A 26,097-nucleotide genomic window follows, 5' to 3' on the forward strand; every position below is an offset into this window, starting at 1 on the left:
TTCCCCTAAACGATCGATTGTTTTGGTGCCACACACAGACCGCATGCTCAACGATCTCTGGTACAAGAACGCCATCGTCTATTGCCTTTCGGTAGGCACGTTCATGGACGCGAACGGCGACGGTGTCGGCGACTTCAAGGGCCTCCTGCGCCGGCTCGACTACCTGCAAGGGTTGGGTGTCACGACGATCTGGCTGATGCCTTTCCAGCCCTCGCCGGGCCGCGACAATGGCTACGACATCTCCGACTATTACAACGTGGACCCGAAATACGGCACGCTCGGCGACTTTTCCGAGTTCACGCACGCGTGCCGCGAGCGCGGCTTGCGCGTGATGATCGACCTTGTGGTCAATCACACGTCCGATCAGCACCCCTGGTTCCGGGAAGCACGCAGCGATCCTGATTCGCAGTATCGCGACTGGTATGTCTGGTCCGACAGGCAGCCGCCCAATGCGAAAGACGGCGTGGTGTTTCCCGGCGTGCAGAAGTCGACGTGGACTTTCGACAAGCAGGCGAAGCGCTGGTACTTCCATCGCTTCTACGAATTCCAGCCGGACCTGAATACCGCGAATCCGTACGTGCGAGCCGAATTGCTCAAGATCATGGGCTTCTGGATCCAGCTCGGCGTGTCGGGGTTCCGCATGGACGCCGTGCCTTTCGTCATTGCCACGAAAGGCCCGAAAGTGCGCGAGCCCGTCGAGCAATACGACATGTTGCGCGAGTTTCGCGAGTTCCTGCAATGGCGTCAGGGCGACGCGATCATTCTCGCGGAAGCCAACGTGCTGCCCGATACCGATCTGGAGTATTTCGGCGACGAAGGCGAACGCCTGCAGATGATGTTCAACTTCCAGCTCAATCAGAACACGTTCTACGCGCTGGCAACCGGCGACACGGCACCGTTGAAAAAGGCGCTCACGGCGACCAGACCGCGCCCGGCGACCGCGCAGTGGGGCGTGTTCCTGCGCAATCACGACGAGCTCGATCTCGGCCGCCTCACGCCCGAACAGCGCGAGGCCGTGTTTGCGGCGTTCGCGCCCGAGCCCGACATGCAACTCTACGAGCGCGGCATACGCCGCAGGCTCGCGCCGATGCTCGCGGGCGACAGGCGCCGGCTCGAGCTTGCCTACAGCCTGATGCTGACCTTGCCCGGCACGCCGGTTTTCCGCTATGGCGACGAAATCGGCATGGGCGACGACCTGCGGCTACCCGAGCGCGAATGCGCGCGCACGGCAATGCAATGGTCGACGGAACCGCAAGGCGGTTTCACCAAGCATGCAAAGCCGCCTTGCCGCGTGATAAGCGGCGGCGCTTACGGCTTTGAGCGCGTCAATGTGGCGAGCCAGCGGCGCGATCCCAATTCGTTTCTGAACTGGATGGAACGCATGATCCGCATGCGCCGCGAGGTGCCCGAAATCAGTTGGGGCGACTTCGAGGTGCTGCGCACCTCGCGCAGCGACGTACTTGCGCTTCGTTTCGACTGGCGCAACAACTCGGTTTTGTGCCTGCACAACTTCTGCGCCGAGGCCTGCACGGTGAAATTCCGCTCCGGCTGCAACGAGCCGGGCCAGAACCGGCTCATCAACCTTCTCTCCGACGACCACAGCGAAGAGGAGGACGACGGCCGCCACGCGGTCGTACTCGAACCGTATGGCTACCGATGGTATCGGGTCGGCGGGCTCGACTATCTGCTAAAGCGCAGCGAAATCTAGACACAGTCACGGAGTCCGCAACATGCAAGGCGAATGCGATGAATAAGCAACACGCCGGATCTGGCAAAACGCGCCAGAGCGGGGTCGCGAGGATACTCGCGCTGAGTCTCTCGCTGACTTTCACTTTAAGTCTCGCGGCGTGCGCGTCCGGTACGGCCGATATCGGCGACACCGGTCTGGGTCCGCATCCGCCACTGCCCGCGCCACAAACGTCGCTGCTGCCGACGGTGAACATCGCGCCCGTTCAGGCGCGCGACAGCCAAAGCGTGCCTGTTGCGCCGGAAGGCTTCAAGGTGACGGCGTTCGCGAGCGGACTCGACCATCCGCGCTGGGTGTATGTGCTGCCGAACGGCGACCTGCTCGTCGCCGAGAGTAATGCGCCGGCTGAGCACGACGAGGATCAGGGCATCGTCGGCTGGATTCGCAAACAGGTGATGAAGCAGGTCATGAAACGCGCGGGCGCGGGCGTGCCGAGCGCCGACCGGATCGTGCTGCTGCGCGGCCAGGGCGACAGCGCACAGAGCCGCACCGTGTTCCTCTCGGGGCTTCACTCGCCGTTCGGCATGGCGCTCGTCGGCGACTCTCTTTACGTTGCCGATACCGACGCGCTGTTGCGCTTTCCGTACCACGCGGGCGACACGCAAATCACCGCGGCGCCTGAGAAGGTGGCCGATCTGCCTGCGGGGCCGATCAATCATCATTGGACCAAGAATGTCGTGGCGAGCCGCGACGGACAGCGCCTGTATGTCACGGTCGGCTCGAACAGCAACGTCGCGGAGAACGGCATTCAGGCGGAAGAGGGCCGCGCGCTCATCCTCGAATTCACGCTTGCGACCGGGCGCTCGCGCGTGTTCGCGTCGGGCCTTCGCAATCCGAACGGGATGGACTGGCAACCCGATAGCGGCGCACTGTGGGCCGCGGTCAACGAGCGCGACGAACTGGGCGACGATCTCGTGCCCGACTACATGACCGCGGTGAAAGACGGCGGCTTCTACGGATTTCCCTATAGCTACTATGGGCAGCATGTCGATACGCGTGTGAAGGAACAGCGCCCCGACAAAGTGGCCAGCGCGCTCGCGCCGGACTATGCACTCGGCAATCACACGGCGTCGCTCGGACTGGCGTTCTATACCGGCAAGAGTTTTCCACCGCATTACTGGGGCGGCGCATTTGTCGGCCAGCATGGGTCATGGAATCGCAAGCAGCATAGCGGCTATAAGGTCATTTTCGTGCCGTTCGCCGATGGCCGGCCAGCAGGGATGCCGGAGACTTTTCTAAGCGGCTTTCTGAGCGCGGACGGGCATGCATTGGGGCGGCCGGTCGGTGTCGCTGTCGACAAGGCGGGCGCGTTGTATGTCGCCGACGATGTGGGCAACGTCGTCTGGAAAGTCGTTTACAGCGGCACCTGACGCGTGAGCGCGGATGCGACACGGCAGGGCCGCGTTCGAGGAGCGGGCCGCCTCGGAACGTCCCGCCGAAGCCTCCCGGAATTGCCCGGTAAAATACCGCCCACTACCGACGGCGCGGAAGGCTCGATCTCCGCCTGCTTACTTTGAATTTCGAGGCGTTCATGTCCATGGAAACAGACACCGTCACCGACGAACGGGTGGCTCACATTGCGGACCGCATGGTTGGCGAAGGCAAGAAGGTTTCCGCGCTGGCGGTCTGGGGAGAGGTGCGCAGCGGTTCGATCGTCGCCGTGTCCGCGGCTCTCGAGCGTTGGCGTGCAGCGCGGCAGCCGGCGCCGGATGCCGCGCCTGTGGCGAGCGGCTTGCCGGACGACGTTTCGCAAACCATGCTGAACGCCGCGGGCAATGTGTGGGCCAGCGCCCGGGAGGAAGCCGAGCGCGTCGTCAATCAGCGTCTTGCCGTGGCAAGTGAGCACGCCGGTGCGATTGCCGCGGAGCGCGACGAGGCGCTAGTCGAGTACCAGAACACGCTGGCCGAAGCCGAGTTGGCGCGCGAGTGCGTCGCGACGCTCACGAACGCGCTGAGCATTTCGGAAGACGCGGTGAATCGCCTCGCGACCGAACTCTCGGCGTTGCGGGACCGGGCGAAAGCCGCTGAGGAGCGCGTCGCCGAGCTCGAGGACCGCAGTGCGGCGGCGGAAGCGCGCGTGGCCCAGACCGAGGAGCGCGAAGCGGCGGCCGAGGCGAGTGTCGTCCAGGCTGAGGAGCGGGCTTCGACTGCGGAGGCGCGTGTTGCAGAGGCTGAGGAGCGAGCTTCGACTGCGCAGGCGAGTGTCGTCCAGGCTGAGGAGCGGGCTTCGGCTGCGGAGGCGCGTGTTGCAGAGGCCGAGCAACGCGCATTAGCGGCGCAAGCGGGCGTCGCCCAGGCCGAGGAGCGGGCTTCGGCTGCGCAGGCGAGTGTCGTCCAGGCCGAAGAGCGGGCTGCAACTGCGCAGGCACATGCCGCACAGGCTGAGGAGCGGGCAGCGGACGCCGAGCGGCGCATCAGGGAAGCGGAGGAACGAGCGTCGGCAGCAGAAGCGCTCCTTGCACAGGCAGACGAGCGGGCAGCCACGGCAGAGGCGCGTTTCGCGCAAGCCGAAGAGCGCGCTTCGACAGCGGAAACGCGCGTTGCAGAGGCAGAGCAACGCGCATTAGCGGCGCAAGCGGGCGTCGCGCAGGCCGAGGAACGCGCCTCGGCGGCAGAGGCGCGCATTGCGGAGGCAGATGAACGGGCAGCCGGCGCGGCGGCGCGAGCCGCAGAGGCCGAAGAGCGTGCGTCGACCGCACAAGCGCGCGTTACCCATGTCGAAGAAAGCGCCGAGGAACACGCATCGGCGGCGCAAGCACGCATTGCAGAGGTGGAGGAGCGTGCGTCGGCAGCGCAAGCCAGGCTGCAAGCCGCCGAAACATCCTTGAACGAAGAGCGCCAGGCGCGCGAAGCGTTGAGCAACGCTACCGTCGCCAAGGATCAGGAAATCGCGCGTCTTATCGAAGAGCGCGACGCCGCGCGCCACGAGGCGGCCACGCTGGGTGAGGCTGGCCAGGCACACGCGCGAGAAGTGGAGCGATGGGCGGAGGAATCTGGCGCGGCGTCGTCGCGTGCGCAAGACGCCGCGCTACAGGCGAGCGAAAGCCTCGCGCAGCTTGCGGCGTTGCAGATCGAACTGGATCAGGCCCGCGCCGAACTGGCGGCGCATCGCGAGGCGAACTCGGCTCACGGCGACGAAGCGGCCGCCCAGCGCGCCGAGGTCGAACGTGTGCAGCAGGAACTCGATGCCGCCCGCGAACAGCTCGTCGCCATGAGCGAAGCCAATGCGACGGCGACGGCGGAGACGAGCCGGCTCGCAGAGCAGGCAGCGGCGGCGGCGAGCCGCGCCGAGGCGGCCGAACAGCGCGCCGCAGACCTCGAGCGCCAGCTTGCCGAGCTCGAAACAGCACACGCGCAACGACTGGAACATGCTCAGCAACAGCGTCTGTCATCGGATAGCCCGTCGCCGGATAGCCCGTCGCCGGATAGCCCGTCGCCGGAATCCGAATCGAAGGAAGCGGTGATGGCCGACGAAATAGCGTCGCTACGCCGTCAGATGTCCAGTCAGGCGAAGGCCCACGAGAAGGCGTACAGCGAACTTCGCGCGTTGGCCGAGCAGTGGGTCGCGCATGCAAAGGAACTCAAGCAGCGGCTCAGCGCGACAAATCAGAAAGTGACCTTTCTCGACGCGCGCAGCGCGGCGGAGGTCGCGCTGCTACGACGGCTGTCGTCCGAGCTTGAACGGCTAAAACCCGATCACGATCTGGTTTCGCGCGACGCGCAGCAAAAGCTCATTAGCGCGACGCTCGCCGAGCGCCTCGAACAGAAGGGCTATCGGTACGATCCGGCAACCGCGGTCATATCGAAGATCGAAGCGTGACGCGTCGGCGCGTCGCGTGCTTATAACGGCTTGGGCGGCGATCCGTCGTCGTCGATGCTGTGGCTGCCCGCGCCCGGCGGCGAGGTCGTGTCGCGCAGTTGCGTCTCTTTGGGGTCCTTTGGCACGACCTTGTCGGCATCGGCTTCGTCGATTGCGTTGAGCTGATTGCCGCCGGGCGTGCGCGGCGTGCCCGGCGCCGGTGTGGGGACCGCTCGCGGCTGAGCCGGTCCCGGCCCCGACAAGCCCTCTTGCGAAGGCGTGGACGGCGAGGGCGGCGTGGCGGGGTCGCTGTTCGAAGAAGAGGAAGAAGCGTCTTGCTGCTCGGTCATGGGTCATCTCCTGGCTGGGTCGTCACGAACGGCATTTACGTGCAATGCGTACTGCAGACGCAGCACGCGCCGTTCCATCAGCCTTGGCCTGCACGGTTGCGAATGCCCGTGTATCGGTGGCTCAGCGCAGCACGCGCGCGACGAGCGGCAGATGATCCGACGCGACGCGCGCCGGCTCGCTCCGATCCACCTCGATATCGACGAGACGCGCGGCCGGATGCACCCACACGCGGTCCAGTGCAAAAGTCGGAAAGCGCGAAGGAAACGTGCGCGGCGCAGCCACCCGGCCAAAGCGCGTGAGGAGCGCGCGCAGCGGCCATCCCCAAACGAACCATTCGTTCAGATCGCCGAGCAGGATTACGGGGAGATCGGGCGTATCGAACGCTTCCAGCAGCAGCCGCACCTGCGCGCGGCGTTCGCGCGCCGACAGGCCCAGATGCGTCGCGACGATACGCATCACGCCATGGCCCGTTTCTATGTCGACGTCGAGCGCGCCGCGCGCTTCGCGGCTGCCGAACGACAGGTCCAGCGTGCGCACGGCTCGCACCGGGAGATTCGTCAGCACCGCGTTGCCAAAGCGCCGGTCCGGGCCGTCGAGCGTCGGCCCCGGCACCGCGTGCATGCCCGTCAGGTCCTGCAATTCGCGTAGCACGTCGATGCTCGCCGCGCCGCCGAGCGGCACTTCCTGCAACGCGACCACGTCGGCCTTAAGAGCTGTGATCACTTGCGCGATACGGGCCGCCGAGCGTTTGCCGTCCGTGCCCACGGCCCCATGAATGTTGTAGGTGGCGATGCGCAGCGGCTCGCCGGCATCGCTCGCATGGGCCGGCACCGTTCGCACGCGCGGCGCGGGCTGCGCTTCGTCGAGCGTCACGGTATCGTTCGCTCGGCCGCTCATTGCCGCCTCAACAGCACGCGCCGCAGGACAAGCGACATCGAGACGAGCGCGACGCCGATCGCGGCGACCAGCAGCAACGAAAGCGGCGTTGGATGCGTGAGCGCCGTCACCAGTTGACGGGCGAACGATGTCGCGAGCACCACGCCCGGCGCCATACCGATCGCAGTGCCCGCCATGAAATCCCAAAAGCGGATATGCGATGCGCCCGCCGCGAGATTCACAATCGAAAAGGGCGCGACCGGCACGAGCCTGAGCAGGATCATTGCGACCAGCCCCTTGCTGCGCAGCCGTTCGCTCAGCTGATTCAGGCGTTCGCCGGCCAGTTCGCGCACGGCGTCGCGCCCCAGCCAGGCGCCCGCAGCCCAGCCCGCCGCCGCGGCAATCAGCGTCCCGGCGAGCGCGTAGGCGGCCCCGGCTATCGCGCCGAACACGAGCCCGGTCACGGCGATCAGCAAGGTGACGGGCACCGACAGCAGCGCGGCCACTGCGTACATCGCGACCACCGCGATTGGACCGAAATGCGTTGCGGCGAGCCGTTGAGTGTCGGCGCTCAGCTTGGCGAAGCTCAACTCATGACCGAACGGCGTGAAGCGCCACGCAATGGTCAGCGCGACGACGCCGAGCGCGAGCGCGCCGAGCACCAGCAGCTTCGCAATAACGGGACGACGCGTCGGCTCGGGCAAGAACTGCGCGAGCAGTTCATTGGCCGCGATCGGCGCTTCGGGATCGAGAACGTGAACCTGATCGGCGATGTCGCGCAGTTCGGGCGGCACCTCCGGCGTCAACGGTTCGAGCGTGCGCGCGGAATGTCCCTTGAGGCTCGCAATGGCCGCGTTGAGACGCCCATGGCGCACGAGCGCCCGCTCCACGTCTGCTTCGCTCGAATCGAGGTGTTCGGCGAGCAGCCGGTTGCGAATGCGTGCTATCGCTGCTTGTCTGACGGGATTGTCGCGGGCGTCGATGACGATGCAGCACTCGGAGTCGAGCACCATCGACCGATTGTTCAGATTGGCACTGCCGATCACGAGCAAGCGCTCGTCGGCGATCATGATCTTGCTGTGGACGTTGATGAATCGACCGTTAGAGGCATCGACGGCCGGCGCATACATTGCATAGCGGCCGTTGCAGTCCGCGGTTTTTAGCAGCTTGTGCAGACGGGCACGCAGAACGCCCATTGTCGCTTCCTGGAGCCAGCCGCTTTGCCGGTAAGGGCAGATCACCGCAAGGTCGGGGCCGTTGTTTTCCGCGATGCGTTTTTGCAGCGCCGAGCCGACCGAATTCGCCGTGAAATACTGATTCTCGATATAGATATTGCGGCGCGCGGCGGCCACGGTCGCCAGATGCAACGCCTTCACCTGCTGGATCGCGGGCCTGCCGTCGTAAGCAGGCTCGGTGAGCGAAATACCCAGGTCGACGTCGGTGAAATCGGGTTCGATGCCCGACGGCCACAAATCGGTGCGCGGCGGCGGCTTGCCGTTGAACGGCCGGCCGGCGTTGCCGCTGCGGCGCGAGCGGCGCCAGCGTTCGCGGGCCAGATGCGCGATGGCGGCGGCAGCGGGGCCGTCAAACATCAGTTGCGCGTCGTGCATCGGCTCGTAACTCGTCTTACCGAGATTCTTGCGCAGCGGATCGTCAAGCCGATGCTCGGGCGTGTCCCAGCGCGAACCGGTGAGGTCGATGCCGCCGGTGAACGCGAGGCTGTCGTCGATCACGACGATTTTCTGGTGATGCGACGCACCCAGCGGATGACGCCCGTCCAGCCGGAACGAAAGGCGCCGGTGCCCGTGCCACGCAGGCTTGTAGGACGGCAGCCATTCGCGCTCGAATGCATACAGCATCGCGAAATCCCAGCCGAGCAGATAAATGCGCAACTGCGGATTCGCGTCGAGCACGGCGCACAGGAATTCGGAGAGCTTGGGCGGAAAGCCGTCGTTGACGCCGCCGGGGACGAGTTCGATGCGGCTGTCGATATCCCATCCGAGGATGAAAATCGAATGACGCGCGCGCGGAATCATCTCGCGCAACACCGCATAGTAGGAGGCGGCGTCGATCAGCACGCTCGCGCGGTGCGCCTTCAGAATCCATTCGCAGGTCGAACGGGTGTCCATCACCTCGCCGTTCGGGACGGCGGGCGGCGCGTCGGCGGTGTCCCGCGACGGCGCATCGAGCAGTTCGGATTCTATCGGGTCGGGTTCACTCATGGCGGTCCATGCGACTGTCAATAGGTATATGCGGACGCAATTGGCATTCCATGGCGGGGAGAGGTGCTGTCGTCAGCCGTTTTCGCGTGTCAACCGGTCGGCGGTTTGTAGTTGTGCTTTGTAGCCTTTGAAATTTTGGCGGCGGTGAGCGGTGATTTCTCGTCGTAAGGCGACTGGCGTTTTTGCGCGGGAGTCGTGCGCGATGCTTCGCGGGTCATTGTCTAGCGCTGATCGATGGGGATCAGTCACGCGTGGCGTCGGATCTCCAAACGATGCCGCGCAGAATTTTCTGAATTAGCAGCGCTGCCCGCCTTCAGCATGCGTACCGAATCCGATCCGTTCTAGACTGATCGGGCCGCAAACAGGGACGAACAGATCTGGCGTACTCGTCATTCGCCTCGCCGGCAATGCGTGTGCAAACAGGTGAGCGGCTGCGTCCACGCGTCGTTTTCAATGAGCGAGCGTTTGAGTCGAACTTGCCTTATGCCGGTTACTGCTAGCGTGTAACGGCCAGTCAATCCCACGCATGCGCGTTCGGCAGCCGGTAGCAACGCCTGGCCGCGCCAAGAACAAACGCGAGACACGTCATGAGCAGATGCACTAAACATTCTCACACTCCAGCGCGCTCGAATGTCGATGCCGTTACGCGTACGAAGCATGCGTCATCCACCGCTGCGCTCGTTCAGCGTGGGATACACCGTCTGCGGAAACGGCAAGTGCTTGCGGACTCGCTGCTAAGGAATCCTACTGCTATTCCGGTCTGCTTATGAGCGCGAGGGACAAGGTGTGATGGCCTACAGCGCTCCAAACCCGGCCATGCCCGAGGTGGCGCTTTCTGCTGAGAGTGTCGGCCGGCTGCTGGACGAACCCTGGCGCTACGGGTTTATCTCCCTGCTGCGCCGTATCGGCGCCGATCCCCGTCTCGATCCGGTCGGCACCGCACGCCGTCCACAGGCCGAACCGTTCCGTCTTGGGCAGGCGCCGAGCCTCGCGTTCGCTCCGCGCGAGATCGCCGACGCGCGTGAGATCAATGGGCGTCTGAAGATCCGGCTTCTGGGTCTGGGCATGCTCGGGCCGAACGGACCGCTGCCGGTTCACGTCACCGAGATCGCACGCGAGCGCGAGCAGAACCGGCACGATCCGACGCTGGTCAATTTTCTCGATATCTTTCATCACCGCTATCTGACGCTGCTGTATCGGGCGTGGGCCTCGGGCCAGGCTGCCGCAGGCCTTGATCGACCGGATGACGAAGCGTTTTCGTTCTATATCGCGAGCCTCACGGGCCACCATGTCGACGAAATTGCTCATCAGCCGTTTCCTGCGCATGCGCGTCTGGCGGCATCCGCGCACCTGGTGCGCGAAGCGCGCAATCCGGACGGGCTCCAGGCAACGCTTGAGCATTACTTCGGGGTGCCCGTCGCGATTGAGGAATACGTCTTTCACTGGATGGAAACCGCGCCTGCGAACCACAGCTACCTGGGAAAGCCCGTGGAGTCGTCGACGCTGGCCATGGGGGCGATGCTTGGCGAGCAGGTGCCGGATCGCCAGCACAAGTTTCGCATTATCGTCGGGCCGCTCGATATGGACGCCTACCTGCGCTTCACGCCGCAGGGCGTGGACCTGCCGAAGCTGGTCGCATGCGTGATGGAATTCATCGGACGCGGTTCCCGCTGGGAGCTGGAATTACGTATCAAGCCGCAGTGCGCACCGCCTGCGGTGCTGGGAGGAACCCAACGACTCGGCTGGTCCGGATGGCTTGGCCATGCGCCCACCTGCGCACCCATTACCGGCATGCGCTTCGAACCGGAGCACTACCTGAAGCAACCGGCGACGAGCGCCGCTCCATCCAATCAACATCCGGATACCGGCACGGACCAACAACTACTGAGGTACTACAACGAAGAGTTGTTGTACATGCGCGAACTTGCCGCCGAGTTCGGGCAGGCGCATCCGAAAATCGCAAGGCGCTTGGGCATGCAGGCGGGCGAGATTGGGGATGTGTACGTCGAGCGGTTGATCGAGGCATTCAGCTTCACGGCCGCGCGCATGCGCATGAAACTGGATGCCCGGTTCCCCGAGTTCACCCAGCCGCTGCTGCAATGCGTATATCCGAATTTCGTGGCGCCGACGCCTTCCATCGCTGTGGCGCGCCTCTATCGGAACGGCACAGAGGGCAATCTCGCCGAGGGCATCCGGGTTGCGCGCGGTGCGACGTTCACAAGCCGCGTGCCCGATGGCGAGAAGACGTCGTGCGAGTTCCGTAGCAGCCAGGACGTGGCGCTGTATCCGCTGGAGATCGTGAGCGCGCGGCTGACCGGCATTCCCCCGGACATTCCCGCGCTCGACCGGTACGTGCCGGGGCATACACAGGTGCGTGGCGCGTTGCGGTTGCGACTGCGTACCACCGGCGAAGTCGGCATTGCAGAGTTGCAGGGGCTCGACCGTCTGCCGGTGTATCTGGCCGGGGATGAGCGGGTGGCATCCCACCTGTTCGAACTGCTGCATGTGGCGGGCGTCGCATCCATCACTGGAGAGCCCGGAAATTTCGGTACGCCCGGCAGTCCGCTCCACGCCGTAAGCCGCGACGCGGTGATACACGAGGGACTCGATCCCGGACAGAGCCTCTTGCCGCTCGTCTGGCCGAAGTTTCATGGACACAATCTGCTGCACGAGTTTTCTGCTTGCCCGTCGCGTTTCTATTTCTTCACGCTGACGGGGCTCGAAGCGGGCCTGCGTCAGGTGCGTGGGCGCGAGGCGGAAATCGTCGTGCTGCTGAACCAGTTCACGGGAGCACTGGCGGAACGCGTGGATGTCTCACACTTCGCGCTCTTCTGCACGCCCGTCATCAACCTCTTTCCCCGCACGTGCGACCCCGTCGAACTACCAGAAACCGGCACGGAATTTCAACTGGTCCCGGACGTACTGAAGCCGCGGGACTATGAAGTGTTTTCCGTTCAGACGCTGTACGGCCAGGTCAGCGAGACGTCGGCACCGCTCGAATTCCGGCCGCTGCACCAGCCGCTGACGAACGACGAAGGCAACCACGGACGCTATTTCACCACGCGTTGCGCCCGCCGTTTGACGACGGAACTGTCAGGTCGCCGCTACGGCACGCGCACGCCTTACGTCGGTACGGAAACTTTCGTGTCGCTGGTTGACCACGACGGGCAACCCTACGGCGAGCGCATGAACTACCTGGCGCTAAGCGCGTTGCTGACTAATCGCGAACTCCCGAACCTGATCGCTCCTGACGGGCGTGACGACCTGACGCTTGAACAGTCTGCCTCTGTTCTTGCTGTGGGTCTCATCCGCGCACCGAGCGCGCCACGCGCACCGTATGCGGAGCGGGAAACCGCCTGGCGGCTGATTCGCCTGTTGAGCTTCAGTTACCTGGCACTGGAAGACCCGTCGGCCGCCAGCCTGCGCAATCTACTGGGGCTGTTCCTCGCTCCGGGTGACGAGGTTTACCGGCAGCAGATCGAAAGTCTGGTCGATGTCAGGATGCGCACGGTCACTCGCATGCTGCCGGGCAACGGACAACCTGTTTTTGGTTGCGGCGCCGAGTGCGAGATCACGGTTGACGAAACGGGCTTTCATGGCGTGAGTCCCTACCTGTTCGGCCTGATTCTCGAACGTTTTCTCGCGCGGGGCGCTTCGGCCCATTCGTTCGTTGAAACGCGATTGCGCTCGGTGCAGCGCGGTCATGTGGCGACGTGGCCTGTGCGTATGGGCACGCGCGGAGTCGCATGAGCACAACCACGTTGAAACACATGGCAGGCCAGCCGGCGCGATCCGGGCAGGACACCGGCATTCATGGAGAACGATCGATGCAGACATGCATGACGAAGCGTTGGGCGCCGCACGCCCGGCATAACCGAGTCCGTTGCGCGGATGGCGACTGGTCCGGATCACGCGGAGGAAGGCGCTCATGCTGAACTTTAGGACCCCGCGTACCTTCACGGTCAGCGGCGCCGCGTTGCCCACGCTCGACGACGGCGCGCCTGCGCTTCAATTGCGCTCCATCAGGGGCGAGGAAGCGCTGTCGAAGATTTACGAGTACCAACTGGGGTTGGTCACGCCACTCAATCCGTTGCTGCCCGACAGCATCGCAGCCAATCTGGACCTGAAGGCGATGGTCGGCAAGGAACTCACGGTGACCGTGCAACTGGACGGCATGGGTACCTTCGTTTCCGGCATGGCGGGCACGACAAACGCCGCAAATATCGGCAGGGGCGAACGCGAGATCAGCGGCATTGTCACCGCGGCGAGTCTGGTTGAGCAACTGAACCGTCAGTACCGCTACCGGCTGATCCTCAAGCCGTGGATCGTGCTGGCAGAGCGGCGTACGGACTACCGGATTTTCCAGAACCGGTCGGTTATCGAGATCATCGACGAGGTGCTGAAGAGCAACTACATGTACTCCTATGTCAAGCGCCTGGGGGGCACGTATCCGAAGCTCGTCTATCAGGTCCAATACGGTGAATCCGATTTTTCGTTCATTCAGAGGTTGATGGAAGAGCACGGCATCTACTGGTTTTACGAGCATTCGAAGGGCGTACACCGGATGGTGCTGGTCGATAACCTCGGCGCTCACAAGCGCGTGGTAAGCGAGGCGTATCACACACTGCCGTACTACCCGCCGGGCAGAAAAATCGACACGGAATACGTAAGCCACTTCGACACCACGGAAAGTATCCAGTCGGGAATCTGGACGACCGACGATTTCGACTTCACGAAGCCGCGAGCCGATCTGGCCGTGCAGAACGCGTTGCCGCAGAAGACAGCGCACAACCAGTTTACGGTCTATGAATGGCCGGGCGACTACACGGACGCGGAGCAGGGCGAGCAGCTCGCGCGGGTTCGCATGCAGGAAATCCGTTCACGAGGTGAGCGCGCCGAAGGTCGGGGCAACCTGCGTAATGTCGTGTGCGGTACGACTTTCACGTTGGCGGGTCATCCGCAGGACGCGGCGAATCGCGAGTATCTGGTGATCCGTTCGAGCCTCGACGCGGAGGAAATTGGCGATGCGAGCGGAAGAGGCGAGTACCGGGTCAGCACGACGTTCGAAGTACAGCCGGCGACCACGATGTTCCGGCCACCCCGCACGGTGACTAAACCGCGCACGACGGGTCCGCAGACGGCAATCGTGACAGGCTATGAAGGCAGTGAAATATGGACCGATCAGTACGGGCGCGTGAAGCTCAAGTTTCACTGGGATCGGTCGGCTATCAACGACCAGAATTCGTCGTGCTGGGTGCGCGTGTCGTATCCGTGGGCGGGCAGTAACTTTGGCGGCATCAACATTCCGCGGGTCGGGACAGAAGTTATCGTGGACTTTGAGAACGGCGACCCGGATAGACCCATTGTGACCGGACGCGTGTACAACGCGATGAGCATGCCGCCGTGGAAGCTGCCGGATCACGCGACGCAGAGCGGGACGCTATCGCGCTCCACAAAAGGAGGCGGCTATCACACCGCCAACGCGATCCGCTTCGAGGACAAGAAAGGCGCGGAAGAACTGTGGATCCATGCGGAGAAAAACCTCCGTACCGAGGTGGAAAACGACGAGGTGCATGCGGTCGAGCACGACCAGACCGTTACGGTGAGTCATGATCGCGTGAAGCATGTAGGCAATGACGAGCAGGTCGAGATCGGTCACGACCGCGCGCACCGTATCACTCAGGATGACTCGCTTGCAGTGGGCCGTAATCTCAGATTGACAGTCGCCAAGGACTACACCGGCAACGTCGGTAATAGCCGCACGGAGAAGATCGCGGCTGATTATCACATCAGCACAGGTGGCCATGTCGAGCATACGGTCCAGGGCCATCATCAGCTACAGGCCGCGCAAAGCATTGTGCGCAGGACGCGGCTGTACACCTTGCAGTCCAGCGACCGGGTGGTCATCAAGGGGCCGGGCGGCACCGTCACCATCGACAACAGCGGTATCACGCTTGATGGCGTAGCGATCAAGCTCAAGGGTTCGGTAACCCAGGAATCGGGTCGCGGCGGCGCATCCGATTTGCAAGGTATTCCGCTACTCGGCCGTCTGCTCGATGTGGACCATCTGCCGCTCTCCGAATAACACACATCGAGATGAATATGAATTTCAGGAAGTCCCCATCATGCTGATCAGCCCGCCGTTTCTGAGCGCCGACGCGCAGGAAGACGACCCCACGCAACCGGTTACCACCTTGGGCGAACGCAGCGGCAAAGGTGCGTTCCCGGTCAGCCGTGAATTTGGCTGGCACGGTGGCATCCACCTGGATGCGCCGGGTACGGGAAATCACGTTGAGCCGGTGCGGGCCATTGCGGATGGCGAGGTGGTGTTTGCCCGCAACAGTGAGCCCGTTCCTCAACATCAGGACGATCCGGCGGTGATCGCCGCCCATCCACTGCTGTATTACGCAGGTTGGACAAGCAACGGCGTGGTGATCCTGAAGCACGCGACCGAGATAGGTGACGGAGTGAACGTCGTGTTCTACTCGATCTACCAGCATCTGCACACGCTGGCCACTCGAACGGTCAACGGCCATCCGGTCGAACTGGCGCATGGGCAGAAGGTGTATCGCAAGGACGCCATCGGCAGCGCAGGCGCAATCTATGGGCAGCCCAATCGTATCCACTTCGAGATTGTGGCTGATGCTGCCAGCGTCGCAGCGCTGATGGGGCGCAACCAGGGGCCGCTGGCTGCGGAACAGGGGCGTACCAGCAGCCTTTGGGGTGACACGCATGTTGTTCTACCAGCCAATACGCCTCTATATGCGACCGACCCATCGGTGGCCACGCCGGGCCATCCTGCATGGCAGACACCGGTTCTCGCCCGCACCACGGCGCCTGCGATAGTGAGCATGAGCGAAGCGCAGGGACTGATTACGCTGACCACGCGCACTATCCGCGGCGCAGTACTCGGCTCTGCGACCCCCGAAGACGGTTATGGCCTGTACGAACGGGCGACGAAGCGCTATCCTGGCTGCCCGAGCGCGGGCTATGAAATGCTGCGCTTTGGCCGGGTGATTGGGCCGGATGCGCCGGCAGCGACAGACCTTTATCAGGGACGTCTGCCGCATATCCGGCAAATTCACTCACCGGTCGACCATACGGCGGTCTATGCCGACCTGAACGGCCGGGGCGTCCGGGTCTACAGCGATGCCGATTTTCCCGACTGGCTGGGATGGACGATTATCGACGACGATGCCGACGGTAATAGCCGGTGCGATTCCGATGTGCTGACTGACATGCTCGATCCGGTTAGCGTCTCAACCAGCGGTGCCGCCACGCCGCAGCAGCGGCGCGATCACATTGCACGCGCCTATGCACGCAGTCTTGACGGTTCTATCCGCGAACGCCTGAGTTACTGCGTGGTGAAGATGCCCACCGAGTGGTCAAGGGCGGACTTCGATACGCGATGGGCATGGGTCAAAGGCGGCGATCCCAATGATCTGCCGGCGAATGTCATAGCGCCCGCCGGGTTGAGCGATGCAGGTTATGCACAGTTTAAGGCGCACCATGCCGCGCTCGCGTTCTGGGAGGATGCACAGGCCCAGGGTCTTGCGTTGGACAAGGTTCATTACCACTTTCATCCGGGGCGGTTTATCCAGACGTTTCGAAAGTGTGGGTGGCTATCAGGCGACGAGTTAAGGCAAATAATTCCTCATGCAATCCCGAATGACATTCGGCGCTTTAAAAAATCCATAAATATGGTCACCGCCAAGTACATGCTTGGAAATAAAATCAGGATTAGCCATTTCCTTGGTCAGGTGGCTCATGAGACCGGTGACTTGCACGGGGCAATGGTAGAGCACGGAAATAGTAGCGCGAGCAAAGAATATGAGGCCGCTGGGACCTACTATCAAGGACCGGATTCGTATTCCTATTTTGTCCGAGGGGCAGGTTACGAACGTCTGCACAACACATTAGGGAATGAATACGATTCGGGTGACGGAATAAAGTTTAGAGGTCGGGGTGCGTTACAGATCACCGGCCGGGCGTTATATGCTGCTTATTGGATGTTTCGGGGATGGCTGTTGCAACAATCTTTTGATAAAAAGTGGTGGAACGCGCAAGGGTGGTGGTCCATTCCGAGAGACCACTCTATCCGTCCGGCGATAATATCGGATCCACAAAGGATTTCAGCGCGAAGCACCGATAATGAGTTAAATCCGCTTGATGTCGCTGGATGGTACTGGGTCACGCATGGAATCAACAGGGTTTGCGACGAGGAGAATGGTAGTTCCGGTGTTGCCTCACAATCTATTTTGGTTTCCCAAAAAGTTAACTACTACGATCAGTCCACGTTCCAATCGCGGAGAAGTCGTACAGAACGAGCGAAAAAAATCTTATGCGATGCCATATAACAATGTTCTTATTCCTGCTGCTCACCAGCCCGGTGTCAATTGCCGTTGAGTGTAGCGATGGACAAACGGCTGAAGCACGACTTCCAGAATCTGTCGGTGGCACCCTATCCGCTAAATCATGTCCTGCATCCGATAACGACGGGAATATCACAGTGACTGTATTCCTCAAAGGAGTGGAAACGACAGTTCAAACGAAATATGAAAGCAATGCATACGTGCTTAGACTGGACACAAACATCAGATTTGACGCTGGATCCCCAGTAGGTATTGGCGTGTCGACAGGTAAAGGACGTGATGGAACAGGAATGCATTACTGGAAGATGTTGCCGACCGGCACCTTGATCGACCTCGGCGAAGCACCGGAACTAGTACGCGACAAGTTCATTCCTAATGCGTACTCGACACTGATTAGCGGCACCGGACGCTATCAGTCCACACGTTATTTCTATGAGGTGAGGAACAATCATCTTGTCCCAACGCGGCTTGTTGGCTTTCACCCAAAAGATCGAGATACCTATGTCGCCGAACTTGTGAAAATTTCACCGTCCGGTCGGACAGTGTTACTGAGCAGAAAAACGCTTCCCGCGAAAATGGTCGATCCGTGCCAAACCGGTAAGACGATATGTTGGTAATGTTTCATATCAGAATTGGTAGCATGCCAACCGATTCTTTTAAAGGGCGATCATGCTCAATCGCCTGCCGACTTGCCCCCAGATGCAGACTTCGCCGTGCCACAGAAAAACACGAGTCGAATAAAGGAGTTGCTGTAATGAATCGCAAGTTAATTTTCTTAACAACCCTTGTCTGCATTTGCTTCCGTGCCAACTCGCAAGAGACAGGATCGACTTCGTTCTCTGTCGCGCAACGAAGGAAGTCGATGATTGTAACGGGATAAGGTTGGTTGCTCATCCCGCAAAGCCGCTTTGCATAGAATGCCGTGAAAATGTTGGAAGATTGACGTCAGCCAAGGCATGTAGCGCTCTAGTATCTCGATAGTGTGCTCAAGGGATTTGGTTTAGAGATGATACCGATTGTTCATGTTCACCGATGCAAAACCAGTTCTATGAACTTCATCATTAAAATATTGGTCGTTGTCCTTTTCATGATTTGGTTGCCTAATGCCCGTCCAGCAAACAATTTGGATATACCATCTCTTAGTCAGTTCTCGCCGGCGTACATCTCTACCCAAGCTTGGCTTGCGCCTTGTGGCGATTATTCCGGCGAAACTGACATTGAGACTCAACGTATGGTAGCGGAAGCCCGTAGGCGATATCCAAAAGGAGCCTGTGCAGACGTTGCAGTTCCGTCTTTGCTTTTCAAAGCGGTATTTTTTCAGTATGCGTCAATAGCGGTTGTCGGCGATCCGGGATCGCTATTTGAAATAGTTCAGGCACAGAATGCAAAACTAGCGTCTTGCAAGAACACGGCGTGTTTGAAGGCGACCTTGCGAGACGTAATCAAAAAACTGGAGCCGATATATCTAAATTCAAAGCGTTCGGCAGAAAGTGTACATGATCGGATATGTAAGGTACGGAAAACGATTGACGACAGAGCAGCGCTCCGGCTCGGCCCGGGCGCGCGCTCAGTTATTGCAAGCATCAAACAGCAATGCAGCGCAAACGGCGCGTTAATAAGCGCATGTTCGAGCCGGCATGGGAATTTCCTTTGGGCTGATTGCAACATTGATACGAGGTCCAGCCAGGTTAATTCACAGTCGTGGTTATTCAGGCTGACATCCGAATCTCCCGTACTGCTTCTGCACGCTGATGATGGCTCATTCGATCAAACACAGAATTGGTGTAATGGACTTCCTGAGCTAAAAACCGAAGCCCGCGAAAATATGGGCGAAAGCGATGTTGTGATTTACCGCTTCGATGGGAAAAAGTATCGCACACATTTTTCATACATTTTGGAAAGCATCGGAAGCGAGTGGCAGATTGCCAGTAATCCGGTCCTTTACAAAATTCATTGCCATTAATCCAACAGGCACATCGAATTTCCCATGCGTCCCGTCGTCCTCCTAGGTCATCGCCATTCCTGCCCCATGCATGGGATAGGCACCGTCATCAGTGGCACGAGCAGTGTTACGGTCAACGGCCGAGCTGTCGCTTGCATAGGCGATCTAACAAGTTGCGGTGCTGTCATCGTTACTGGCTCGTCCACCACGTTTGGCGGTTCGAGCGTCGCCCGCAAGGGCGATACGACCAGCCACGGCGGTACATTGGTCGAAGGTGACGACGGCTGGCTACTTGACTGAACGTGCCGAACTCAGACTCTCATGAAACCGCAATACGCCAACCCCCGGAAATCGATCAACCGCGCCGCAAAGTTGACCAGACCGGCCCTGATGCTCGCAGCCGACATCGGCGGAAACGAAGCGCGACTCGCACCTACAGCAGGCCACACCTTGAAATCTTCTACGGCGGTCGTCGCATGTGATTCACGATAACGGCGCACCGCAAGCCATTATCACGACGAACTCCAGAACAGGCCCCGCCAACCCCTCCCGCCTCAAGGCGTCCCAGCCTGGTAGCACGACTGCGCGCCGCTCGTCTGATAGATAAGCCGATAGCCGCTCGTGGCCGTCGCACCCGCCCGCCTGGAGGCAAGCGTCAACCAGCCTTTCCTGCTCTGCGGCAATGGCTTGATCACATAGTCTTCGAGATGCGGATCAGTTGCGACCGCGTCGGCACCGACAATGCGCCGCACATGCGACAGGCGCTCCGCATACCAGCCGAGAAACGGACGATACGCGGGACCGGCGTAATGGCTGTCGATGATCATCCACGGGTCGTGTCCCGGCTGGCCCAGGTTGGCCGCAGTGTCGGTCGGGCCCAGCAGCGCCAGGAAGTCGCCGCCAAGCCGCGAATCCGGCTGGCCGATGCGGCTCAGGTCGTACTTCGCGCGATCGGCACCGGCCTGCAGATCGCTGAAGCGCTTGCCCGTCCATGTGATGACGTGCGCGAGCTTGTAGTCGGCGGCGAACGTGCCGCTGCCTACGGTGTCCTTTTGCGTCACATAGAGCAGATCGCCGGGCAGCAGGTATTGCTCCATGGTCGCGAGATTGCCTCGGTTGATGTCGAGCAGCACGCCCGTCAGCGGATCCAGGCCCGAAGACGGCGTGCTGCACGCCTGCACGCCGATCGCGCCCGACAACTGATGGGTCGCGAGTCCCGCGAAGTTATAGACCCACGACGTGAAGTTGGAACAGTCCGCGCCGTTCCACATCAGCGCCGAACCGATGGCGGGCGGCGTTTGCGCCGTGGACGTCTGGACACTCTGCGAACCGTCCGCCCCGCGCTGCGCGGTGCAGGTCATTTTCGGCGAATGCGGGTCGGCCGCGCCGCCGCTCGTACTGCCCGCCGACGAATCGCGGTAGTCGATGCTTGCGGTGTTTTCCGGCGGCGTCCAGCCGGGAACGTGATGGTGGCAGTAGTTGAGGTTCTGATCGACCCAGTAGTTCTCGATTGCCATCACGAGTTCGCGCCTAAAGGTGTCGATGTCCGTGCAGGCCGGCGGCGCCGAGATTGCGCCATAGATGGCCGTGTGCGGTCCCCACGTGCTCGTGGTCGGATAGGTCGACCAGTTGGTGCTCGTCATGCCCGGGACGAGCGACGCCTGCACACTGTTCTTGCGTCCCTGGAAGAGCCACAGGTTTTCATTGAGCAACGCCACGCGGTCGCCGCACGCACTCGCCGACGCGCTAGCGGTCTGGTGGTCTGAAGCCTGCGTGGTGCCAAGCATCGAGAGCGCGGTTACGCCCGAGCGGTTCAGCGGGTTCGTCGCAAAGTTCGCGGCGCCCGTGGTGACGTAGCAGGCGTCGTCCACGGGAGCGGTGAGCGAGCCGTCCGCTGCGACGTTGCCCGCCCCCGCGTGGCAGGCCGCGAGGGTGTCGCCGTTCGTGGACTGCGCGACGATGCTCTGCACGCTCGCGGCCACGTTCAGGTCGTTATCGACACGGCTTTGCGATTCGGCGCCGAGCGCGAACGCCATGCGGTTGCCGTCGGCGACCGGGATGGCAGTGCTGCCCGTGCTGCCCGTGCTGCCTGTGGCCATGAAGGCGGGCGCCGTCTGCTGCGGATCGATGCCGCCGAGGAACGCGGAGACTCGCGTGGCCGCAGCCGCAACATTGGACGCCGTGAATCCGCCGGCAGTCTGCGCATCGACGACGACCGCGGTCGAATACGGCGTGATCACCATCGTCGACGGCTCGCTGAGATACACCGCAGACAGCACGGTTTGTCCGACCGATGCGCGCACGCCGGTCGCTTCCTCGGTATAGCTGCCGCCGGTCGATTGCACGAGCAGCGGCCAGTGCAAGGCGCGCGGCAACACGAAGCGGCCGTCGGCGTCCGTGACGATGGTCGCGAGCGGTGTCGCTGCCGCGTGCCCGTTTGCGTCGACGGCATAGGCGGCGACGGTCGCGCCGGAAACTGACCCGAGATAGACACTGCCGCGGATCGAAGGCTGCTGGCTGACGGTGCCGCCGCAGCCGGCAAGCGTGATCGGCAGCAGGGCGAGGAGGGCGGTAAAAGCGCCCGAAGCGCGCAGGAAATGCATTGTTGTCTCTCAGCTTCTCGTCAATCTGTGTTGGAACGTCAACAAGATTAACGGCAGCTTACAAAGCAACTTGATGCGGAGTTACGAGCGCGGCACATGTTATGCGAAACATGGAAGCAGCTTTCTCAACCGGCAAGGAGATGAATATGGCTCAGCATCCGGCTCGTTCGCAGAACCACCGCCACCCCGACCAACCGCCACTGGAAGAAATTACACGCGCGCTCGAGGGCGCCGCGTTTCCCACTACGCGTGACAAACTGGTCGAGTTTGCGCAGCGCAAGGGCGTCGACGGCGAGGTGTTAGCCGTCCTTAAGAGAATGGGCGACCGCAATTTCGACAGCGTCTCGGCTGTCGTTCGGGAGGCATCGAACGTCGAGTAGCGCTGTTAACATGCTTTAGCAGATCGCGGCGGCTCGTGCTGGCTTCGCACGCGATTGACGTGAACGCCCTGACCGGGCTTCCCGCTGTCGAAGCCCAGTGTCGTTATGAACCAGGCAAATCGCCAGAATTGAGCACCAGTGCAAGGGTGCCGACGAGAATGAAACTAAACGCCCACACGGCGCCCAGGTTGAACCAGCTGCGCGACACGAACTTGAGCCCTAGATAGCGATACACGAGCCACGCGATCAGTCCGCCGGCGAGCACCATCGCGGCGGCATGCACGCCGGAGACCAGCAGCGCCATGCCGAACCGCTCTTGCATCAATGTCTGCGCAGCCTGGTGCGCCCGGTCGGCATCGTCGGCGCGGCAAAGGCCCAGGTAGATCGGCACGAGCATCAGCCCAGCGCCGTGCGCAATCGCTATCGCGAAGGACCACAGCGCGAGCCGCGACGGCGCGATCCGGGCGAGCACACGCGGATGCCGTCGCCAGATCAGCAGGACAACGCCGAAACCTAGCACGAGGACGCTTGCGCCAGTCTGGATTTCGCGCTGCCATGCGAATACGGCGGCGAGCATGGCAAACGGCATCACCATCACAAAGATCGCCAGCACATGTCCGGCCGCGAGATAGAAAAGAGCGGTGAAGAGCGCATGCGAGCGCCGTTGCATCAGGGCGTTCGACACCGCAAGCGGCCAGCCCATCGCCGGATTGGCACCGTGATAGCAACCGCTTGCGACGACCGCGAGCCAGAGGCCGGTCTGCGACCAGCCGCCGCTCAAGTGCCCACCGACGGGTAGCAGAACGAATCCGTCGAGCAGTCTCCTCCTTCGAGGCGTATCTGGTGCGCGCGGTAGCCATCGGGAAACTTCACCCAGAAATCGTCGGCCAGCGTCAGGCCGCCGCCAGGATCGGCGTGCGCCATGACCTGCGCCGCAGGCACGCCGTTCGGATAGAACTGGTTGTCCCACGTCGAGTAGAGCGAGTTGGTCCAGTACACGCGCTTGCCGTCGCGGCTGATCTCGACCATCTGCGGTCCGCCGGCAAAGGCCTCGCCATTCGGATGCGGCGTGCGCCGCACGATCCCGCCGAGATGAACCGAACCGGCGAGCTTCGGCTTGCGCGGCTCCGTCACGTCGTACTGGCGCATTTCGCCGGTGCCCCAGCAGGCGACGTAGAGAAATTTGTCGTCGATGGAAAGATCGATGTCGGTGACGAGCGGCGGCACCGCGCCGAACCCCTGCAGCAACGGCGGCAGCGACGCCGCGTCGGCCGGCTCCGGCGGAATGGTCGCCGTCTTCTCGATGTGGAACTGGCCGCCTTCGCGCCACCATGTCCAGATTGAGCCTTCGAGATTGGTCGTGTCGACCACCACGCCGATAAAGCCATACTCGCGGCTTGGATCGTGAGCGGGACGCACTTCGAGCGCCATCTGATGATTCGCGCCGAGGTCTATGGTCTGCACATTGCGCCGGGCGCGCAGATCCCAGAAGTGGACTGCGTGGCCGTATTTGTTCGACAGAAGATCCTCGGGCACGATGCCGTTCTCGAACTGCGGTGGCAACGCCCATTCGCTCGACACCATGTAGTCGCGCGGCAGATTCCACCAGAAATCGTAATGTTTCTCCTGCGGCCCGCGGTCGATTTCCCAGCGGCCGAGCACGTCGAGCGTTTCGCAGTCCATGATGAAGATGCCCGGCGGCCCGTCGGTGCCGTCCGGCCCCGCGCCGCCGAGCGTACTGACGTAAATGCCCTCCGGGCCGCAATGAACCGTGTGCGGACGCGAGTAACCCGTCTTGCGAAAGATTTCCTCGGGCTCGATGATCTTGTGAATCCGTGCCTGCGTCGGATGCGGCTTCGTATCGACGATATAAATACGCGACGAGCGCATCCCCGGAATGATCAGAAAGCGCCGCTCCAGGAAGGCATGGCCGGTCAGCGGCGACAGCGCCGAAGAACACGCATTCCAGCCGAAATGATGGAATTCGTCGCCCTTGTTCGGCACCGGCACTGTGTGGACCACCTGGCTGTAAGTCGGCGAGCCGGGCTTGACGTCGATAACGGCGAGCGCGTCGGGCTGCGAAAAATCGGGGCTGAGCAGGAGCGTGTACGCGTATTCTTCGGCGGGCGCATCCATTGCAAGTTTCGGCGACGCGTGGAACGTGGGATCGGGGCGCATACCCATGACGGCTTCTCCTCTGTCTGATCGGGCGCGGGCTTAGCGCCGAAGGCGCTCCGGCTTTAGATGTAGTTCACCGCGGCGCCGAGAGCAACCGGAACTTTCATGGAGCTTGCTGGCGCCGACATCGCCAGCGTTGTGCGTCGCAGCGCCTTAAGTGCTTCGTCGGCGGACATCGGACGTCCGCGCTGGGTTCTCTACGCGAGGTTCGGCGGGCCGGCCCTCAGCACGTCGACGTGTTTGGGGATCAATCCCAGGTCGAGAAACGCATCCGCGATCTGCTGCTGCTCGCCGAGAATGGCGCGAGTGATCCGCTCCGTACCGAATTGCTGACGGGCCACCACGACATCCACGACCGGTTTCGGCAATCCCCACAACTGTGCCAGTTCGCTCGACAGTTGGTCCTTGTTCAGGCTGCCCCATTGATCCACCTTTTCGATCTCCTCGATCACGATCCGTATCACGTCGGGATTCTTCGCTACATAACTCTGCGACGAGAAGTAATAACCGCGATTGCCCACGACGCCGCTGGCATCCGCCAGCACACGCGCACCGAGCGACTTCTGCGCGGCGGCAAAGAAGGGGTCCCAGATCACCCATGCGTCGATGGACGCGCGCTCGAACGCAGCGCGTGCGTCGGCGGGAGCGAGAAAAGCAACGTTCACGTCGGCGTACTGCAAGCCATGCTGACGCAGCAGCTTGACGAGAAAGTAGTGGACATTGCTGCCGCGGTTAAGCGCAATCTTCTTGCCCTTCAGATCCGCTATTGAACGGATTTGCGAACCCGGCGGTACCAGCACGGCTTCGGATTGCGGTCGCGGAACCGTCGCTGCCACATAAGCGAGCGGCGCGCCGGCCGCCTGCGCGAAGATCGGCGGCGCTTCGCCGACATCGCCGAAGTCGATCGAGCCTACGTTTAGCGCTTCCAGTTGCACGGGGCCCGCGGCGAATTCAGTCCAGCTCACCGATACGTTTAGCGGCGCCAGCCGTTTTTCGAGGGTGCCGCGCCCCTTCAGCAGATTCAGATAGCCTTTCTGATTGCCGATCCGCAAAGCGCGCGGCGCGCCCGCTTGTGCCCCCGGAGCCGGTGTTTGTGCAAGAGAAAGCGGCGCGGCCACTGCGGCTGCCGCAGCGGCGGCAGCGCCGGCGGAAAGCTTGAGAAATGCGCGGCGATTGGATCGTGTCGTTATCGTGGACATGGCAGTCGGGAAGGTTAGAGATGCGTCTGGCGAGCCATCCTACCTGCGGGTGCGAAGTTGACGAACCGATCTTTCGCCTTAAGCAAATGACGGGAGATGGAATAGACGCGAGCTTCGAATTGCACGGTGTGGGGTCTCGACGCTGTTGTCTCGTTCGCAGATTCCCGAGGCTTATCCGGACAGCGAAATGGCCGCACTGGAACTGAAGGCGCCAGAGGCCGGCCGTGCGATGGGTTAAACGATGCGCGGCGATTGGTTCGGGACGGCGGCGCAGTCGGGCTTCATCGAGTATTTGCTTCAGGACTGCGCTGTCGATAAGGCGGGCAGGTCGCGGTGAATCAGGACGGTCATGCAACGGCATATGGTCCACCGCACATAACGCGGTAATCGGCCCATGACAAACTGTGGCAGCAGCCGGCGATTCCCTG

At 62.0% G+C, this 26,097-nt stretch carries 17 protein-coding genes; 10 read left to right on the top strand and 7 right to left on the bottom strand.

The annotated features are described in order from the left end of the window. Window positions 1–43 precede the first annotated feature (43 nt). From RW095_RS21500 to RW095_RS21510, 3 genes are all read left to right on the top strand, one after another. Window positions 44–1,708 carry an alpha-amylase family protein gene (locus RW095_RS21500; RefSeq protein WP_317018221.1) on the top strand — a complete coding sequence of 555 codons (1,665 nt, stop codon included), beginning with the start codon at window positions 44–46 and terminating at the stop codon, window positions 1,706–1,708. Window positions 1,709–1,746: 38 nt separating this feature from the next. Beyond that, complete coding sequence (locus RW095_RS21505; protein WP_317018222.1) at window positions 1,747–3,117, top strand: PQQ-dependent sugar dehydrogenase; 1,371 nt, start codon at window positions 1,747–1,749, stop codon at window positions 3,115–3,117. Window positions 3,118–3,278: 161 nt separating this feature from the next. Beyond that, entirely contained in the window at window positions 3,279–5,567 is a 2,289-nt protein-coding gene (locus tag RW095_RS21510; protein ID WP_317018224.1) for a DNA-binding protein, read from the top strand. Between the two features lie 20 nt (window positions 5,568–5,587). On the opposite strand, the gene RW095_RS21515 is transcribed toward RW095_RS21510, so the two are convergent. The 3 genes from RW095_RS21515 to RW095_RS21525 form a co-directional block, all read right to left on the bottom strand. Further along, window positions 5,588–5,896, bottom strand: a complete 309-nt coding sequence (locus RW095_RS21515) for a hypothetical protein (protein ID WP_317018225.1) — start codon at window positions 5,894–5,896, stop codon at window positions 5,588–5,590. A 121-nt stretch (window positions 5,897–6,017) separates the two neighbouring features. Beyond that, entirely contained in the window at window positions 6,018–6,794 is a 777-nt protein-coding gene (locus tag RW095_RS21520; RefSeq protein ID WP_317018226.1) for an endonuclease/exonuclease/phosphatase family protein, read from the bottom strand. Beyond that, complete coding sequence (locus RW095_RS21525; RefSeq protein ID WP_317018228.1) at window positions 6,791–8,995, bottom strand: VTT domain-containing protein; 2,205 nt, start codon at window positions 8,993–8,995, stop codon at window positions 6,791–6,793. Before RW095_RS21525 ends, RW095_RS21520 begins: the two co-directional genes overlap by 4 nt. Before the next feature lie 789 nt (window positions 8,996–9,784). Here RW095_RS21525 and tssF point away from each other — a divergent pair. The 6 genes from tssF (at window position 9,785) to RW095_RS21560 (ending at window position 19,609) form a co-directional block, all read left to right on the top strand. Beyond that, window positions 9,785–12,745, top strand: coding sequence for a type VI secretion system baseplate subunit TssF (tssF, locus tag RW095_RS41550; protein ID WP_394365113.1), 2,961 nt, complete (start codon window positions 9,785–9,787; stop codon window positions 12,743–12,745). A 178-nt stretch (window positions 12,746–12,923) separates the two neighbouring features. Then, window positions 12,924–15,080, top strand: coding sequence for a type VI secretion system Vgr family protein (locus tag RW095_RS21540; RefSeq protein WP_317018229.1), 2,157 nt, complete (start codon window positions 12,924–12,926; stop codon window positions 15,078–15,080). 40 nt (window positions 15,081–15,120) lie between these two features. Beyond that, complete coding sequence (locus RW095_RS21545) at window positions 15,121–17,352, top strand: peptidase M23 (RefSeq protein WP_317018231.1); 2,232 nt, start codon at window positions 15,121–15,123, stop codon at window positions 17,350–17,352. Window positions 17,353–17,354: 2 nt separating this feature from the next. Next, window positions 17,355–17,984, top strand: coding sequence for a hypothetical protein (locus RW095_RS21550; protein ID WP_317018232.1), 630 nt, complete (start codon window positions 17,355–17,357; stop codon window positions 17,982–17,984). Window positions 17,985–18,415: 431 nt separating this feature from the next. Further along, window positions 18,416–19,330 carry a hypothetical protein gene (locus RW095_RS21555; RefSeq protein WP_317018234.1) on the top strand — a complete coding sequence of 305 codons (915 nt, stop codon included), beginning with the start codon at window positions 18,416–18,418 and terminating at the stop codon, window positions 19,328–19,330. Window positions 19,331–19,354: 24 nt separating this feature from the next. Beyond that, the gene (locus RW095_RS21560) at window positions 19,355–19,609 is read left to right on the top strand and encodes a PAAR domain-containing protein (RefSeq protein ID WP_317018235.1); all 255 of its coding nucleotides are present in this window, start codon (window positions 19,355–19,357) and stop codon (window positions 19,607–19,609) included. A 254-nt stretch (window positions 19,610–19,863) separates the two neighbouring features. Here the strand turns inward: RW095_RS21560 and RW095_RS21565 are convergent, their stop codons facing one another. Next, window positions 19,864–21,912: a hypothetical protein gene (locus RW095_RS21565; protein ID WP_317018237.1), complete on the bottom strand. Its 2,049-nt coding sequence runs from the start codon at window positions 21,910–21,912 to the stop codon at window positions 19,864–19,866. Window positions 21,913–22,058: 146 nt separating this feature from the next. Here RW095_RS21565 and RW095_RS21570 point away from each other — a divergent pair, with 146 nt between their 5' ends. Then, window positions 22,059–22,292: a DUF2795 domain-containing protein gene (locus RW095_RS21570; protein WP_128586449.1), complete on the top strand. Its 234-nt coding sequence runs from the start codon at window positions 22,059–22,061 to the stop codon at window positions 22,290–22,292. Between the two features lie 103 nt (window positions 22,293–22,395). Here RW095_RS21570 and RW095_RS21575 read toward each other — a convergent pair whose 3' ends face one another. The 3 genes from RW095_RS21575 to RW095_RS21585 form a co-directional block, all read right to left on the bottom strand. Beyond that, entirely contained in the window at window positions 22,396–23,073 is a 678-nt protein-coding gene (locus RW095_RS21575; protein WP_317018239.1) for a hypothetical protein, read from the bottom strand. After that, a complete protein-coding gene (locus tag RW095_RS21580) occupies window positions 23,070–24,476 on the bottom strand; it encodes a selenium-binding protein SBP56-related protein (RefSeq protein WP_317018240.1) in 1,407 nt (468 codons plus the stop codon). The genes RW095_RS21575 and RW095_RS21580 overlap by 4 nt, the downstream gene beginning before the upstream one ends. A gap of 191 nt (window positions 24,477–24,667) precedes the next feature. Next, the gene (locus RW095_RS21585; RefSeq protein ID WP_317018241.1) at window positions 24,668–25,669 is read right to left on the bottom strand and encodes a sulfonate ABC transporter substrate-binding protein; all 1,002 of its coding nucleotides are present in this window, start codon (window positions 25,667–25,669) and stop codon (window positions 24,668–24,670) included. Window positions 25,670–26,097: the final 428 nt, after the last annotated feature.

It is taken from the genome of Paraburkholderia kirstenboschensis (assembly GCF_032806925.1).
Classification (GTDB): Bacteria; Pseudomonadota; Gammaproteobacteria; order Burkholderiales; family Burkholderiaceae; genus Paraburkholderia; species Paraburkholderia kirstenboschensis.

Excerpts from the sequence above, each read along its gene's own strand:
- RW095_RS21565 (WP_317018237.1), bottom strand. The coding sequence starts at position 21,912 with ATGCATTTCCTGCGCGCTTCGGGCGCTTTTACCGCCCTCCTCGCCCTG.
- RW095_RS21570 (WP_128586449.1), top strand. The coding sequence starts at position 22,059 with ATGGCTCAGCATCCGGCTCGTTCGCAGAACCACCGCCACCCCGACCAA.
- RW095_RS21500 (WP_317018221.1), top strand. The coding sequence starts at position 44 with ATGCTCAACGATCTCTGGTACAAGAACGCCATCGTCTATTGCCTTTCG.
- RW095_RS21520 (WP_317018226.1), bottom strand. The coding sequence starts at position 6,794 with ATGAGCGGCCGAGCGAACGATACCGTGACGCTCGACGAAGCGCAGCCC.
- RW095_RS21510 (WP_317018224.1), top strand. The coding sequence starts at position 3,279 with ATGTCCATGGAAACAGACACCGTCACCGACGAACGGGTGGCTCACATT.
- tssF (WP_394365113.1), top strand. The coding sequence starts at position 9,785 with ATGGCCTACAGCGCTCCAAACCCGGCCATGCCCGAGGTGGCGCTTTCT.
- RW095_RS21550 (WP_317018232.1), top strand. The coding sequence starts at position 17,355 with ATGTTCTTATTCCTGCTGCTCACCAGCCCGGTGTCAATTGCCGTTGAG.
- RW095_RS21540 (WP_317018229.1), top strand. The coding sequence starts at position 12,924 with ATGCTGAACTTTAGGACCCCGCGTACCTTCACGGTCAGCGGCGCCGCG.
- RW095_RS21515 (WP_317018225.1), bottom strand. The coding sequence starts at position 5,896 with ATGACCGAGCAGCAAGACGCTTCTTCCTCTTCTTCGAACAGCGACCCC.
- RW095_RS21525 (WP_317018228.1), bottom strand. The coding sequence starts at position 8,995 with ATGAGTGAACCCGACCCGATAGAATCCGAACTGCTCGATGCGCCGTCG.
- RW095_RS21585 (WP_317018241.1), bottom strand. The coding sequence starts at position 25,669 with ATGTCCACGATAACGACACGATCCAATCGCCGCGCATTTCTCAAGCTT.
- RW095_RS21545 (WP_317018231.1), top strand. The coding sequence starts at position 15,121 with ATGCTGATCAGCCCGCCGTTTCTGAGCGCCGACGCGCAGGAAGACGAC.
- RW095_RS21580 (WP_317018240.1), bottom strand. The coding sequence starts at position 24,476 with ATGGGTATGCGCCCCGATCCCACGTTCCACGCGTCGCCGAAACTTGCA.
- RW095_RS21555 (WP_317018234.1), top strand. The coding sequence starts at position 18,416 with ATGAACTTCATCATTAAAATATTGGTCGTTGTCCTTTTCATGATTTGG.
- RW095_RS21560 (WP_317018235.1), top strand. The coding sequence starts at position 19,355 with ATGCGTCCCGTCGTCCTCCTAGGTCATCGCCATTCCTGCCCCATGCAT.
- RW095_RS21505 (WP_317018222.1), top strand. The coding sequence starts at position 1,747 with ATGAATAAGCAACACGCCGGATCTGGCAAAACGCGCCAGAGCGGGGTC.